This window comes from Allorhizobium sp. GW101-3B10, from assembly GCF_059424725.1.
On record NZ_JBWKZR010000001.1, the window covers coordinates 1,260,666 to 1,274,612 of the forward strand.

18 protein-coding genes are annotated in these 13,947 nt (G+C 64.8%); 5 read left to right on the forward strand and 13 right to left on the reverse strand.

What is annotated here, in order from left to right:
• Positions 1 to 12: 12 nt before the first annotated feature.
• From AC07Y0_RS05945 to AC07Y0_RS05970, 6 genes are read right to left on the reverse strand one after another with little or no spacing between them, the layout of a single operon-like run.
• The gene (locus AC07Y0_RS05945; RefSeq protein WP_498675448.1) at positions 13 to 489 is read right to left on the reverse strand and encodes a c-type cytochrome; all 477 of its coding nucleotides are present in this window, start codon (positions 487 to 489) and stop codon (positions 13 to 15) included.
• Positions 486 to 929 carry a c-type cytochrome gene (locus tag AC07Y0_RS05950; RefSeq protein WP_498675450.1) on the reverse strand — a complete coding sequence of 148 codons (444 nt, stop codon included), beginning with the start codon at positions 927 to 929 and terminating at the stop codon, positions 486 to 488. Before AC07Y0_RS05950 ends, AC07Y0_RS05945 begins: the two co-directional genes overlap by 4 nt.
• A complete protein-coding gene (locus AC07Y0_RS05955; RefSeq protein WP_498675452.1) occupies positions 926 to 1,462 on the reverse strand; it encodes a methylamine dehydrogenase light chain in 537 nt (178 codons plus the stop codon). The genes AC07Y0_RS05950 and AC07Y0_RS05955 overlap by 4 nt, the downstream gene beginning before the upstream one ends.
• 21 nt (positions 1,463 to 1,483) lie before the next feature.
• On the reverse strand, positions 1,484 to 2,083 hold the full coding sequence (gene mauD / locus AC07Y0_RS05960) for a methylamine dehydrogenase accessory protein MauD (protein ID WP_498675454.1): 600 nt from the start codon (positions 2,081 to 2,083) through the stop codon (positions 1,484 to 1,486).
• A 26-nt stretch (positions 2,084 to 2,109) separates the two neighbouring features.
• Positions 2,110 to 2,643 carry a MauE/DoxX family redox-associated membrane protein gene (locus tag AC07Y0_RS05965; protein ID WP_498675456.1) on the reverse strand — a complete coding sequence of 178 codons (534 nt, stop codon included), beginning with the start codon at positions 2,641 to 2,643 and terminating at the stop codon, positions 2,110 to 2,112.
• Positions 2,640 to 3,785, reverse strand: a complete 1,146-nt coding sequence (locus AC07Y0_RS05970; protein WP_498675457.1) for an amine dehydrogenase large subunit — start codon at positions 3,783 to 3,785, stop codon at positions 2,640 to 2,642. Before AC07Y0_RS05970 ends, AC07Y0_RS05965 begins: the two co-directional genes overlap by 4 nt.
• Positions 3,786 to 3,952: 167 nt before the next feature.
• Here AC07Y0_RS05970 and AC07Y0_RS05975 point away from each other — a divergent pair, with 167 nt between their 5' ends.
• Positions 3,953 to 4,879 carry a helix-turn-helix domain-containing protein gene (locus tag AC07Y0_RS05975; protein WP_498675459.1) on the forward strand — a complete coding sequence of 309 codons (927 nt, stop codon included), beginning with the start codon at positions 3,953 to 3,955 and terminating at the stop codon, positions 4,877 to 4,879.
• A 50-nt stretch (positions 4,880 to 4,929) separates the two neighbouring features.
• Positions 4,930 to 6,057: an ATP-dependent DNA helicase gene (locus AC07Y0_RS05980; RefSeq protein WP_028735485.1), complete on the forward strand. Its 1,128-nt coding sequence runs from the start codon at positions 4,930 to 4,932 to the stop codon at positions 6,055 to 6,057.
• An 18-nt stretch (positions 6,058 to 6,075) separates the two neighbouring features.
• Here the strand turns inward: AC07Y0_RS05980 and AC07Y0_RS05985 are convergent, their stop codons facing one another.
• The 3 genes from AC07Y0_RS05985 to AC07Y0_RS05995 all read right to left on the reverse strand — a co-directional run bounded on the left by AC07Y0_RS05985 (position 6,076) and on the right by AC07Y0_RS05995 (position 8,589).
• Positions 6,076 to 6,588, reverse strand: coding sequence for a DUF4405 domain-containing protein (locus tag AC07Y0_RS05985; protein WP_498675461.1), 513 nt, complete (start codon positions 6,586 to 6,588; stop codon positions 6,076 to 6,078).
• Positions 6,589 to 6,677: 89 nt separating this feature from the next.
• Complete coding sequence (locus AC07Y0_RS05990) at positions 6,678 to 7,370, reverse strand: MerR family transcriptional regulator (RefSeq protein ID WP_498675463.1); 693 nt, start codon at positions 7,368 to 7,370, stop codon at positions 6,678 to 6,680.
• A gap of 190 nt (positions 7,371 to 7,560) precedes the next feature.
• Entirely contained in the window at positions 7,561 to 8,589 is a 1,029-nt protein-coding gene (locus tag AC07Y0_RS05995; protein ID WP_498675465.1) for a hypothetical protein, read from the reverse strand.
• A gap of 316 nt (positions 8,590 to 8,905) precedes the next feature.
• Between AC07Y0_RS05995 and AC07Y0_RS06000 the strand changes: the two genes are divergently transcribed.
• Positions 8,906 to 9,658: a pyridoxine 5'-phosphate synthase gene (locus AC07Y0_RS06000; RefSeq protein ID WP_498675467.1), complete on the forward strand. Its 753-nt coding sequence runs from the start codon at positions 8,906 to 8,908 to the stop codon at positions 9,656 to 9,658.
• Positions 9,659 to 9,705: 47 nt separating this feature from the next.
• Here the strand turns inward: AC07Y0_RS06000 and AC07Y0_RS06005 are convergent, their stop codons facing one another.
• Entirely contained in the window at positions 9,706 to 10,587 is an 882-nt protein-coding gene (locus AC07Y0_RS06005; RefSeq protein WP_498675469.1) for an SDR family oxidoreductase, read from the reverse strand.
• A 139-nt stretch (positions 10,588 to 10,726) separates the two neighbouring features.
• Between AC07Y0_RS06005 and AC07Y0_RS06010 the strand changes: the two genes are divergently transcribed.
• Complete coding sequence (locus AC07Y0_RS06010) at positions 10,727 to 11,131, forward strand: winged helix-turn-helix transcriptional regulator (RefSeq protein ID WP_498675470.1); 405 nt, start codon at positions 10,727 to 10,729, stop codon at positions 11,129 to 11,131.
• Positions 11,132 to 11,140: 9 nt separating this feature from the next.
• On the opposite strand, the gene AC07Y0_RS06015 is transcribed toward AC07Y0_RS06010, so the two are convergent.
• Entirely contained in the window at positions 11,141 to 12,064 is a 924-nt protein-coding gene (locus tag AC07Y0_RS06015) for a bifunctional helix-turn-helix transcriptional regulator/GNAT family N-acetyltransferase (protein ID WP_498675471.1), read from the reverse strand.
• A 76-nt stretch (positions 12,065 to 12,140) separates the two neighbouring features.
• Positions 12,141 to 12,857 carry an aspartate/glutamate racemase family protein gene (locus tag AC07Y0_RS06020; protein ID WP_498675474.1) on the reverse strand — a complete coding sequence of 239 codons (717 nt, stop codon included), beginning with the start codon at positions 12,855 to 12,857 and terminating at the stop codon, positions 12,141 to 12,143.
• 159 nt (positions 12,858 to 13,016) lie between these two features.
• Here AC07Y0_RS06020 and AC07Y0_RS06025 point away from each other — a divergent pair, with 159 nt between their 5' ends.
• Positions 13,017 to 13,481 carry an Lrp/AsnC family transcriptional regulator gene (locus AC07Y0_RS06025; protein WP_498680180.1) on the forward strand — a complete coding sequence of 155 codons (465 nt, stop codon included), beginning with the start codon at positions 13,017 to 13,019 and terminating at the stop codon, positions 13,479 to 13,481.
• A 1-nt stretch (position 13,482) separates the two neighbouring features.
• Here the strand turns inward: AC07Y0_RS06025 and AC07Y0_RS06030 are convergent, their stop codons facing one another.
• Positions 13,483 to 13,872 (reverse strand): DUF4087 domain-containing protein, encoded by a 390-nt coding sequence (locus tag AC07Y0_RS06030; protein WP_498675475.1) that lies wholly within the window; start codon positions 13,870 to 13,872, stop codon positions 13,483 to 13,485.
• Positions 13,873 to 13,947 lie beyond the last annotated feature (75 nt).

Sequence of the window (13,947 nt, forward strand, 5' to 3'; positions counted from 1 at the left end):
TCCGACGCGAAATTACGGCCAGGGATAGCCGGCGGTGGCGATACCGGCGGCCGTCAACGCCTTCACCACGTCGCGACGGTAAGCGACGACGTCCTCGACCGGATGGGTGCGCAAGGCGTCGATCTCCTCCACCGTGAAGGGCCTGTAGTCGGCCGGCAGGGACTGTCCGCCGAAGGTCTGCATGACGTAGTTCATCACCGCGGCGATCTCGGCATTGGTGAGGCTGGAGTTCACCACGCCGGGCACATGCATGAGATAGGCGCGGCCGTCCTTGGTGCGCGAGAAGGCGCCGACATAGCCGCGAAAATCAGGGATTCCGCCGATCTCGCTGCCCGCGCCTTCCAGGCCATGACAGCCGGTGCAGCGCAGGATGTAGTTGGCCCGTGCCGAGAGCGGTCCCGCACTTTCGGCACGGGCGGCGGGTGACCCGCCAAGCGAGGCCGAGACGAGGGTGGCGATGGCGAGGATGGGGGCGAGACGCTTGGTCATTCCGTTGATCCCTTGCGGAGCTTGCGCAGGTCGGCATGCGAGGGCTTGGCCTGGCGTGCCGCTTCGAGATGGGCCGCGTCCAGCGCAAGGCCGGTCGCATTGACGGTCGAGAGAATGTAGGTGCCGATCGCCGCCAGTTCCGCATCGGTGATCGCGGCGTGGGACGGCATGATCAGCCCGGCATACATCTGGCCGCCGGCGGTGATGGTGCCCGACAGCCCGGAGATCATGACGCCCGCGACATAGTCCGGGGCCCTGGTGCCGAGGCGCTGCCACAGCGCCGGGTCGTTGAGCGGCGGGGCGATGCCGGGATTGCCGATGCCGCCGGACTGGTGACACGCCGAGCAGGAGGTGTCGAAAAGTGCGGCTCCGTCTTCGGCCAGTGCTGCTGCCGGCGCGCCGAGACCCGCCAGCAGGAGGATTGCGGCACGCAGTCTCATTCGGCGAGACCCACCAGGGCGGCGACGGTGCAGTGATAACCCTGCGAGGCGTTGGCCATGCACCAGTTGATGTCGTTGTGCAGGCCCATGCGATAGCCGGGGCGCTCGCGCTCGTTGGTGTTGCAGAAGGGGCTGTTGTCGCAGATCGCCTTGCCACAGCAGTCGTTGTAGGAGACGAGGTAGTCCTTGCCGTCCATCGGATTGGTGCAGGTGCCGACCCAGGAGACCTTGGAGATTTCCGAGCCGGGCGGGCACTGGGTGAGCGAGCCGCCGCAGGAATTGCAGAGATTGCCGTCCAGCGCGCAGTAACGCCAGTATTCGCAGGTCGAGGCGTCGCCTTCTTCCGCCGCCCAGGCGGTCGCCTGGCCGAAGGTGCGGTCGAAGGGAAGGACCGGGAGCAGGGCGCCGCCGACGAGCACTGCGCCGGAGCGGGCGAGGAAGGAGCGGCGGCCGCTCGACTGGGCCATGCGGCGGCTGCCGGTTTCGGCCAGGCGGTCCATCCAGTCGGTGAACTTGTCGATGAGAGAGAGCACGGGTTTCGTTCCTTTCTGAAATCAGCTGCGGGCGGTGGCGTAACCGTCCAGGTAGCCCTGGATGGACTCGACGCCGAGTTCCTTGGCGTTGAAGAGGCTTTCGAGCTGTTCGCGGCTGTTGATCAGCCCCTTGGAGCGGATGATGCCCTTTTCATCGAGCAGGACCGCGAAGGGCAGGCGCGAGACGCGGTAGGCAAGGCCGAGCTCGGTCGAGTTCACGTAAGGGAAGGAGCCGAGATCGGCGGTCTGGATGAAGCGCTTGTGCCTGTCGACGTCGCCGTCGCTGGCGAGCACGACGTCGATCCATTCCTTCTCCGCCTGGCGCACCGAACGCAGGATCGGCAGCAGCTTCTTGCAGATCGGGCAGGTGGGCGAGAGGAAGAAGATCAGCGTGGAGCGGCCTTGACGCGGACCGACGAAGACCTCGCCGCCGGTCAGGCTCGGCAGCTTGAACAGCGGGGTCGGCTCGCCGACCTTCGGACCGCTGTCGTTGACCAGCGCGCCGAGCGGGGTGATGCGCTCGAACAGGATGCCGATCTGGCGGGAGAGGGCGAAGAGGGCGACGATCAGGAAGAGGACGACCACCCAGAGCAAGGCCAGAGAAAAAACCATGACATTCATCGAACTGTACTTTCCGTGGTTGGGCGTTAGCGTTTCAGGCGGATGAAGGCGGCATTGGCCAGGATCTGGTCGGCCAGCAGATAGGTCGTGAAGAAGGTGAGGCCGCCGATGATGACAGCTGCGCTCTCGGCCACGCCGAAGCCGCTGGCGCTCGATCCGGCGCCGACGAGGGCGAGGGCGGCGAGCACGGCATTGCGCCAGACCAGCGTCCAGGCGAGCGGCTGGACCGCGCCGCCGCAGCCGCATTCGATGCGGTCGCGGCCACGCCTGAGATTGATCGCCATGGCGGCGCCATAGCCAAGCAGCAGGCCCGCGGCGAGCAAGGCGCTGACCAAATGCAGCGCCGGGACGATGGCGGTCAGGATGACCGCCAGCTCGGCAATGGCGACGACGATCGCGACCGGCCGCATGGCGCTTTCGGGCACCAGTTCATAGTCGGCGAGGAAGCCGGTGAAGGCGGTGAAGTCGAACACCTTGTGCAAGGCTGCGCGGGCAAAGATGAGCGCCATGAAGACCGTTGCGGTTGCCGCCACGAGCGGCGGGACGAGGGGCTCCATCATTCGACCACCTGCACGACGAGCGGGAAGCCGGTGAGCCCGGCTTCGCCGGCGGCCTTCAGCGCGTAGCCGGCGGCCGGGTCGGTTTCGAAGCGCAGCAGCGAGCCGGTCTCGGTCGTGCCGAACAGGACGGGCTTGTCGTCCGGGCTCACCGCGATCGAGACGATGTGCTCGACCGGCGAACGCGACAGGAGCTTCTTGGCCTTCAGGTCATAGGCCCAGATCTCGTGCGCGGCGGCCTTGTGGCTGCCGTCCTTGGCGTCGGGATGCATGGTGATGAACAGCACGCCGGTCTTGGCATTGACGGCAACCAGTTCGTAGCCGCCGGGCGCCCAATTGCCTTCGATGCCGTCGTTGAGGGCGATGGTCTCGACCGTCTTCAGGGGGCCGTCGGCGTCCTTCAGCACGATCGCCTTGCCGCCATAGGTGACGAAGACATAGCCGCCGTCATAGGGGGCGGCGGTGATGAAGACCGGATCGGCATCGACGTCGAAGGCCTTTTCCCCGGCGAGCTTCTCCGCCATCTTGCCGTCCGCGCCGAGCGTGAAGCTGACGAAGGTGCCGTCGCCGCAGGCGGTTGCGAACTTGTCGCCGGGGGCGGACGGATAGATGCCGTAGCAGCCCGGCGTCGGGATTTCCTCGGTCACCGCACCTGCGGCGAGGTCGACGATGGTGACCGAGGTGGCCGGCGTCGCGTTCTGCACGAGCAGGAACTTGCCGGTCGCCGTCTGCTGCAGCATCGGCACGTAGCCGAGCGCCTGGGTCGCCTTGGGCGGCAGGATCACTTCGCGCGTCGCCGAGAGCTTGGCGATGTCGTAGATCTCGAGGACCTGTTCGTTGGGGCCGTGCGTCAGGCGCTTCATGTAGTTGGACTGGCCGTAGGCGGTCTTGCCGTCGGCCCCGATCAGCATCTGCCCCATGACGCCGGCGGTCATGAAGCCCTTGAAGGCGAGGTCGTCCTTGCCGAACACGGCGATCGAGCTGGCGCCCTTCAGTTCCTGCTGGTAGACGAAGACATTCGGGCCGGGATCGATGGTTTCCTTCAGCGTCACGGTTTCGGGCGTGAACTCCTCCGCATGGGCGAAGGCGGGGAGGGTTGCGGCGGCGCACAGGGCGCCCAGGGCTAGTCGGCTCAGCGTTGCCACGGCATGGTCTCCATGTTGATCTGTGGCGATGCTAGCGGCGCATTGTCGCATCCTGCTATCCAGTTTCGGAAATCGTTAAGCCCAAATATTGGGCAGAGATTCGGATTGACTATTTCACGGCACGCGCTTTCAATCAGGCCGGTTATCCGCCCGAAGGACCGCCGACCATGTCCGAGTTCCGCGTAACTAATGCCGTTTTTGCCGACGCCTCCGAGCAGGAAGGGGGCCTCGCCGGCTGGAGCCAGCGCTACTCGCAGTTGCGGCCGGGCCGCTACCAGGGCACCCTGCAGACGCTGCAGTTCGACGGCGTGTCGATCTCGCGCGAACGGGTCGAGGTCGCGGTCGAGGAGGCGACCTGTCCACCTGAGGGAAGCCTCGTCTTCCTGCATTCGCTGGCACAGCGCAACGCCTGGCGCGTCAACGCCGTTTCTCTTGGTTCTTCAGAGGTTTCCGTGCTCAAGGGCGGGCATGAAGTGCATGCTGCGCTGGACGAGGGAAGCGACGTGCTGATCACCATGGTGGATGCGGCCAAGCTCGGAGACTTAGCCACGCCGCAGAGTTCGGTGACGACGGCGCAGAAGCTTCCCGAGGCGGAGGCGGTGATGGGCTGGTTCCTGACGCTGATGGCGGCCTTTGCAACCGAGGCGGGCTGCCCCGGCGACGATCTTGCCCGCTTCCTGCCGGAGCTCATCTGCGACAAGCTGAGCTTTCTCTATGCCGCGATCATGCGGCGCGAGAGCAGCGACCGGACGCCGTCGGTGCATGACTATGCCCTCTACCGGCGGGCCCGCGAGATCGTCGAGGACCAGCCGAACGAGCCGATGTCGGTCACGGCGCTGGCCAAGCGGCTGGCGGTACCGTCCGAACTCTTGAGGTTCGCCTTCGTCGAGACGGTGGGGATCGGCCCGGGTGCCTGGCTGCGGCAGAAGCGGCTGGACGGCGCCAGGCGCGACCTGCTGGCGGCCAGGGGGGCCGGGAACGGCGTTTCCGACGTGGCGATGAAATGGGGATTCTGGCATCTCGGGCGGTTTTCCGCCTACTATGCCGAGCTCTATGGGGAGACCCCGTCGCAAACCCTTGGACGGTCAGGCTGAGCCCAGGCCTTCGCCTTGCCAAGGCAGGGGAATCCTGCCAAGCACCAAGCATGCAGTTCGCACCCCAGCAGGACGAAGCCCTGAAAGCCGTTGCCAAATGGCTGAAGGAGGGCAAGCAACCGGTGTTTCGCCTGTTCGGCTATGCCGGTACGGGCAAGACCACGCTTGCCCGGCATTTTGCCGAGAATGTCGATGGCGAGGTGCTCTTTGCGGCCTTCACCGGCAAGGCGGCGCAGGTGCTGCGCTCGCGCGGCGCGACTAATGCCCGGACCATCCATTCGCTGATCTACCGGCCGCGCGGCGAGGAAGCCGTGGAGGACGAGGAGACGGGCCGCACCTCGATCGCGCCGATGTTCTCGATCAACCGGCAGAGCCCGCTCGCCAAGGCCGCGCTGATCGTCATCGATGAATGCTCGATGGTCGACGAGCAGCTGGGCCGCGACCTGATGAGCTTCGGCACGCCGATCCTGGTGCTCGGCGATCCCGGCCAGCTGCCGCCGGTCTCCGGCGGCGGTTTCTTTACCGACCAGGAGCCGGACTATCTGCTCACCGACATCCATCGCCAGGCGCGGGACAATCCGATCATCCAGCTTGCCATGCATGTGCGCGAAGGCAAGGAGATCATGTATGGCGACTACGGCACCGCCAAGGTCATCTCCAAGAACGAGGTGACGCAGGATCTGGTGCTGGGGGCCGATCAGGTGCTGGTCGGCACCAACAAGACGCGGCGGCGCTACAACAAGCGTCTGCGCGAGCTCAAAGGCTTCACCGTCGATTATCCGCAGGCGGGCGACAAGCTCGTATGTCTCAGGAACGACCAGGTGAAGGGGCTGCTCAACGGCTCGCTGTGGCAGGTGATGACCTCGTCGCGCGAGACGGTGAAGCCGGGCATCAACCTCTTGATCAAACCCGAAGACGACGACATGGATCGCGGCGCGGCCAAGATCAAGCTCTTGAAGGCCGCCTTCGAGGACGTGGATGCGGAGATCCCGTGGGCCACGCGCAAGCGCTATGACGAATTCGACTATGGCTACGCGTTGACCGTGCACAAGGCCCAAGGGTCGCAGTGGAACGACGTCGTGCTGTTCGACGAGAGCTGGGCGTTTCGCGATACCCGCGAACGCTGGCTCTATACGGCGGTGACCCGCGCGGCGGAGACGCTCACCATCGTCCGGTAAGCGTCTGCCGTGGACAAGTTACTGCTTCAGGGCGGTCAGTGTCATGACGACGTCGCGCTCGCCCTTGCCGGACGCGGTGGCGATGTCGACCAGCGACTTACCGGCTTCAGCCGCGGTGAAGCCCTTTTCCTTCAAGGTTGCGATGAAGGCCTCTTCCGTCTGATTGTAGAGCGGCGCGACCTGGGCGGGCGTACCATTGGCGACGAGTTCGATCATGGCGACCTGCGGCGAAACGGAGGTTTCCCCGGTCAGGGCCGGCCAGGCCATGGCAAGACCGGCGGCGAGCGACAGGCCGAGCGCGACAGCCATGGGCGGACGCTTGAGGTACATCAGGAACGGACGCCAGTTCTTCCAGATGTGCAGGACGAAGGGCAGGATGAGCACCATGCTCAGCCATTCGTGCATCTCGCGGAAAGCGGAGGTGCTGAAGTGGAAGAACAGGGCGATACCGGAGACGAGCGAGACGAGGAAGAGGCCGGTGGTGAAAGGCGTGGCATAGCGGGAGAGAAAGGCGGGCATTGGGAGGACCATCTGTTTGTTGCTTTCCTCCAATCGCTAATGCCGTCCAGTCGCGGTGTCGTGTTAAATCTCTGTCATCTTTGACCAAATTCAAAAGTGCTTTACGAAGCGACAATACCCAGCAAGACCGCCTTGGCGACGGCCTGGAAGCGGTTGTGCGCCTCGAGCTTGGTGATGATCGTGGCTTCCAGCGCGGCGACATCCGAGCTGGTCAAGGCAAGCGCGCGGGCGACACGCAGGGAGGCGTAACCCTCGGCCATCAGCTCGAGGCAGCGGCGTTCAAGGTCGCTCAGCGGGATCTTCTTGCGCAGCGCGGTGCGTTCGGCCTGAACATCCAGAGCGTCATGCGACAGCAGCGAGCTGAGCTGCTGCAATTGCCGATGGATGGTGGAAAGGCCGGCGGTCAGTTCGCGCTTCCGGGCCAGCAGGGCTTCCTCGAAAAGCCTATCGGCTTCCTCGTGCGACCGCGCCGACTTCAACGTCTCCATGAGATCCTGGATCACTGCGACCGGCATGCCGACTTCGCGGCAGGCGGTGATCAGCGCCATGCGGGCTATATCTGCGCGGCTGTAGACCCGCATGAGACCGATGCGCCGGGCCTTGATCAAACCCTTTTCCTCGTAGAAGTGCAGGGTCCTGTGGGTGACGCCGAACAATTCCGCCATGTCGGCGATGGCGACCGGTTCGGCGGGCAGGTCGCGGGGCAGAGGAGTGCCGGGCAGGAATTCGGCGTCACCCGTCACGCCGTCTGGCCGTTTGCTGTCGCTCTGCAGAATTTTCGATCCGTCCGCCATGACCTCCCCCGTCCAGCGTTGCATCAAGTCTGCGAATTTTCCGCTCCGTCCCAAGCGGCCGTCTGGCCAGCGCATCCGCGCGCCGATCTCCCACAACCTATTTCAGGCTGGGCTGCAATAGATAGCGAAAAACTAGACTAGGCGGCTTGATCGGGTTTGGCAAATCAACCGCAGTCCGCGGTCCGCAGGGTCAGGATCGGCGGATCGTCAGAGCAAGAAGGTCGGACAGCTCGGTGATGAAGGCCGGCAGTCGGTGAGGGTGGGCGAGGCGCTGCTGGTGACGGATCGCTTCGATATACGCGTCATGCGAGTTCTCGAGCTTGTACTGGTAGGTCGCCTCCAGGCAGTCCATCAGCGCGGAGGAGAGCCGATGGCGGCGGCAGAAGGCGTAGACCTCGCCGCAGAGCGTCATCGTCTCGGCGACGAACAGATTGGCGAAGGCGGCAATCCGGCGGCTGTCGGCGGTATCGCCGGCCGGGCGGGCCTGGCGGGTGATGACATCGCCGGTCGCAGGATGCGCCAAGCGGGCGGTCAGCGGACCGCTGCCGGACGAGGCATCCAGTTGCAGCAGGAAATCGAGGTCGTCCACTTCCGCCGGGAGGGAGGTCTGCTGTGGCGCCAGCTTGCAGCCGCAAAGCCTTGCCTCCGAAATCCTCAACGCATTGTCGAAGGTCTTCGCTCGCCAGTCGCTGCCGGCGGTGACGACGATGAAGATCTGCGGAAGGGCATGCATGTGCCGGTCCGGGGCATGCGTCGGCCTGCTGGCCGCGCCCGCATTGCCGCCGGCCTCCAGGCCGATGCGGATCGCATCGGCGCCGTTCTTCTCGGCCGCGACAAGAGAAGGAAAGACGGCGTCGAGCGTCCGGCGTGAATCCGGTCCCCATTCGTAGACCGGAACATAGCCGCCGAGCGGTATGCGGATGCGCACCGGGTCGTTGCGGCCCTCGTCGGCGTAATAGAGATTGAGCAGCCGGCGCAGCTTGCCGGCCTGTACCCGCACCAGAGCGTCGACGCCCGGATCGAGTGCGCCGTCGCGGCTGAACACGTCCATGCCGATGGTGTAGCCCTTCAGCTGATGCGCAAGGCCGAGCTGTTCATGCTCGACGACGAATTTGAGGAAGGTCCGCAATCTCTCGGATCGCGCGAAGGTCTGGCTCGACAGGATTGCCGCGAGCGCCAGACGGATCCTTTCTCCGTCGATACGCCGAACCTGGGTCATTGGGTCTCCATCCGGGTTTTCCGCCGCCCCGCCGTGCCGACCGCCTTGGCGGGTGCTGCGAGGTGCTGTCCGTTCTGGGTGAAACTGCTGGGCCGCAACTTAGCGAGTGTGACGGATGACACAAAGAAAAACTTGAGAATCATAGTCGCAATAGGCCGTCAATACCGGAAATAGGGGGGATTTCTGCCACGCCGGACACGCCTCGACCCATCCATCAGTATCGTCAATGGGACCATATGTGATTCTCGTTGGCCTTCCCTCGCATGATCGCCTAAATGGATTCTGGACGAATGCCACCCTTCATGGATACCGCTGAATGCCCGCCAAGCTCTCCGTAAACCTCAATGCCATCGCCATGCTGCGCAACCGCCGGGATCTGCCCTGGCCGGACGTCGCCCATCTCGGCCGCATCGCGCTCGAAGCCGGCGCCAGTGGCCTGACGGTTCATCCGCGCCCCGACCAGCGGCATATCCGTTTCGCGGACCTGCCGGTGCTGCGGGCGCTGATCGACGACGCATTCCCGCAGGCCGAATTCAACATCGAGGGCTATCCGACCGAGGACTTCCTGGCGCTGTGCGAGGCGACCGAGCCGGAGCAGGTGACGCTGGTGCCGGACGATCCGAGCCAGGCGACCTCGGATCACGGCTGGGACTTCGCCAAACACCGGTCGTTCCTGAGCGAGGTCGTCGCGCGGCTGAAGGGCAGGGGCATGCGGGTTTCGCTGTTTGCCGACGGCGACGGCGATGTCGAGGCGGTGCAACAGGCACGCGAGACGGGTGCCGACCGGATCGAGCTCTACACCGGGCCCTATGGCGGCTGCTACGACAATCCGGACAAGGCGGCCGAAGAGATCGACCGTCTCGGCCGCACGGCCGATGCCGCCCTTGACGTCGGTCTCGGCATCAATGCCGGCCATGACCTGACGGTCGCCAACCTTCCGGCGCTGATCAAGCGCATTCCGAAACTGGCCGAAGTTTCCATCGGCCATGGCCTGACGGCCGATGCGCTGGAATTCGGCATGGCGGAAACGGTGCGCCGTTTCCGCCATGCCTGCGGCCAGAAGATCTGACGGCGGAAGGCGGTTCCGCGCGTCGGATCGTCCGGCCCGGGGGCTTGTCAGCCGAGCGCGGCCTTGTTGGCCTCGAGGAAGGCCTTCAGCGACAAGCGCTTGACACCCGACAGGGTCTCGGCGTCGGCGGTCGCCATGGCGATCTTGCCTTCGCGCGTGTTGGCGTCGAAGGACACGATCGTCGGGATGAAGGGCGCGGGCACGCCGGCGGCGGCCATGCCTTCGGACAGCTGGGCATCGGTCAGGTTGACGACGGCAAGCGGCTTGCCGGTCAGGTCGCGGACCAGGGCGGCGATTTCTTCCGTGGTATAAGCCGTCTCGCCGGTCAGCGTGTAGGTGGCGTTGCCTTCTACCGGCTTCGCGAGGCCTGCGGCGATGGCGCGGGCAATGTCTTCGCGCGCGATATGGGCGATCCGGCCCTCACCGGCCGAGGTATACCACTGGCCGCTGGCAAGCGCCTGCGGCAGGTTCATGAACAGGTTCTCCATGTACCAGCCGTTGCGGAAGATGGTGTAGGCGAGGCCGGAAGCCTTGATCGCCTGTTCCGTGCCCAGATGGTCGCCCTTGAAGGTGACTTCCGAATCGTCCGGCTGCGGCATCGAGGTGTAGGAGATGCGCTCGACGCCCGCGGCCTTGGCGGCGGCAACGGCGGCGCTGTGCTGCGCCAGGCGCTTGCCCGGAGCGCCAAGCTCGTCGGTGGAGACGATCAGCAGCTGGTCGATACCGGCGAACGCGGCCTCGAGCGAGGCCTTGTCGTCGAAATCGACGCGGCGCGTGCCGACGCCCAGACCGGCCAGATCGGCGAGCTTGGCGGGGTCGCGGCTGCCGGCGACGATGTCGGAGGCGGCCACCTTCTGGCTTTCGATCAGGTGCTTGATGACGAGGCGGCCGAGATGGCCGGCGGCGCCGGTGACGAGGATCTTGCTCATGGTCTTTCCTTTGGCAATGGTGGCAGGTGCTGCCGAACGAATAGCTGCTCTCAAAATGAGAGTTACGCTAAAATGGAGATTGACGAGCGCTTGTAAAGAAGGCAGTTTTTGGTGCCCACCTTACCGATAGGGAACCGCCATGACCGTCGCCATCACCCGTTTCGAAGAAAAGATCGCCGGATACGGGGGTGACGGCCCCAAGCTGGAGAATTGCCCGGTGCGCACGGTGATCGATCACATCGGCGGCAAATGGTCGACGCTGATCCTGCTGGCGCTTTCGGAAAAGCCCTATCGCTTCGGCGAACTTCGTCGGCTGGTGCCGGATATCTCGCAGCGCATGCTGACCCAGACGCTGCGCGACCTGGAACGCGACGGCTATGCGCTGCGCACGGTGTTTCCGACCAAGCCGCCGAGCGTCGAGTATCGGCTGACGGATCTCGGGCATTCGCTGTTCAAGGCGTTGTGCGTGCTGCTCGAATGGGCGGAGGCGAACTTTCTTGCCGTCAAGGACGCACGCCGCAGCTTCGATGAACGCAACGGCTGAGCTCTGCCGTCAGAGGTCGAGCGTCCAGGTCTGGCCGTTGAGTTCCGGTCCAAACATCGTATGCCGCTCCTCGGCGACGAGCCGGAATCCCGCCGCGACGTAGATATGCCGTGCCGAGTGCAGGATGTCGTTGGTCCAGAGCGTGAGCTGGCGGTAACCAGCATGGCGGGCGAAGTGGACGCATTGCTCGACCAGCAGCTTGCCGAGCCCAAGGCCGCGGGCCGCCGCATCGACATAGAGCATTCTTAGCTTGGCGATGTTCTCGCCGCCGTCCATGACGATGACGGAGCCGATGCGCGTGCCGGCACGCTCGGCGATCCAGCAATGGTCGCGCCTTGCATCGTAGCGCTCGAGGAAATCGGCGGCCACCTGGCTGACCAGAGCTTCGAAGCGCCCGTTCCAGCCGAAGGTTCGCACGTAGAACTCGGTCTGCGACTGGATCATCCAGCCGAGGTCGCCCGGACGGTGCGGACGCAGGACCGGGGTGGCGTGGTCGCCGGGTTCGATCAGGCGGGTGATGGTCGCCATCGCTTCGACGAGGGACGCCTGTTCGGCCGGTCCGAGCGGCGCCACCATCCGGCGCAACTGGCTGCGGGACAGCTCGGCCAGCGTCTCGAATTCGGTCCTCCCCTTGTCGGTGAGGCACAGACGCTGGCTTCGTCCGTCGGCCGGGTCAGGTGCGACGATGACGAGGTTCCGCTCGCGGAACTTCTTCAATATGCGGCTGAGATAGGCCGGGTCGAGGCGCAGGTCGCGCACGAGTTCCACGGCGAGGACCTGTCCGCGCGTACCGATCTCATAGACGATGCGGGCTTCCGCCAGTGTGTAGTCGGCCTTGAGATAGGCGCGGTCGAGGATGCCGATCCGGTCGGTGTAGAACCGGTTGAAGGCGCGCATCGCCTCTATCGTCGTGATGTCTGTGGATTCGCGCATGGATCGGACCTCCCCGTGAGGTCCGATCGCTAGCATGGCCGTTTTACTCTGACAATCAAATTGTTGACGCAGTCAACTAAATCGCGAGCCTGAGGGCAGGTTCGGCGCTGAGCGCGAAATCGGCCGCGGCGCGCGAATGAATGGCGGTCGAATCGAAGCCGGGCAGGGGCAGCGCATCGGGATCGAGCAGAAGGCAGATTTCGGTGCAGCCGAGAATGACGCAATCGGCACCGGCCTGCCTGGCCTTGTCGATGATGGCCATATAGGCCTCGCGCGACGTTTCCTTGACCGTACCGGCGCACAGCTCTTCGAAGATCACGTCGTGGATGATCGTTCGGTCTTCGGCATCCGGCACGCGCGGATCAAGGCCAAGCGCGCGCATGCGGTCGGTGTAGAAGCCGTGTTCCATGGTGTATCGGGTGGCGAGAACCAGCGGACGGCGGAAGCCGGCGGCCTTGATGGCCGCAGCGGTCTCGTCGACGATGTGCAGCAGCGGAATGTCGAGGCGGGCGGCGATGCCGTCGGCGACCAGGTGCATGGTGTTGGTGCAGATCAGGATGCAGGCGGCGCCGGCGGCCTGAAGCCCGAGCGCGCAGTCGGCCAGGCGCTTCTCGGCGAGATCCCATCGGCCGGCCTTCTGGTAGCCGACGATCTCGGCGAAGTTGACCGAGTGCATCAGGACTTCCGCCGAGGCGATGCCACCAAGCTCGGCGCGGACCATCTCATTGATGAGGCGGTAGTAGACCGCCGTGCTCTCGAAACTCATGCCGCCGATCAGGCCGATTGTCTTCATGGTCTTGTTCCCCTGGTTGGTGTCGCGGATTATGGCCAAGGCCTGGGGCAAACGCGTTGCATTTTTTCGAAAAAGAGCGGGTTGTGGCGCGTGTCAATTGCGCAATACGCCGTGATGTTGCACAATGAATGCGTCAACTGTCTATTGGGTGGGGCGGAAGTGCTCGACGATCGCGATCGGAAGATTCTGGATGCATTGCAGCGGGACGCCTCGGTTTCCGTGGCAGACCTGGCCGAGCGCGTGGCGTTGTCGCCGTCCGCCTGTTCGCGGCGCATCCAGCGGCTGGAGGAGACGGGTTATATTGAACGGCGCATCGCCGTGCTCGACCGCGAGCGGGTCGGCGTGCCGACCACGGTCTTCGCGCTGGTCAAGACGGCGCACCACTCGGACGAGTGGATCGAGAGTTTCCGCCGGGCAATCAGCGATCTCGCCGAGATCGTCGAGGCGCATCGGCTGACCGGTTCCTACGACTATCTGCTGAAGATCGTGCTGCCCCGCGTCGAGCACTATGACGTGGTCTACCGGCGGCTGGTGAAGCGGATCGAACTGTTCGACGTGTCCGCCTTCATCTCGATGGAAACGCTGAAGGCGGGATCGGCCGTACCGGTCGATTACGCCGTATAGCTCACTCCGGCTTCGGCAGGGCGGGATCGGCGAGGCATTTCTTCAGCGGCAGCAGCTTCACCCCGTAGATCGCCGTGATCCGGCCGGCGGCGGAATCCTGGCTGTCGGTGTTGCGTTCGGTCTCGGCCTGGATACAGCCGCAGGTGTAGCCGTAATTGCCGTTCGAGGCGACATAGTCGCCGGTCGAGATGTCGGGGAAGTTCTCCATGCCGAGCGGCTCCTCGTCCGAGCCCTGGGTCAGCATGATCCACATGCCCTCGGAGTCGTCGAGCCAGTAATTGCCTGGCGTCGGATTCTGGATCCAGCCGCAGCGGTTTTCCTTGGCGGCGGCGAGGTGCGGCGCGGCCAGAAGGGCGAGGCTGAGAAGGAGGGCGGTTCGGCGCGGCTGCATCGGTGCGGTTCCTTGTTGCGGACAACCCATGCAATAGCGCCGGGAGCCGCCTTCGCCAAACGCCAAAAATGGGAC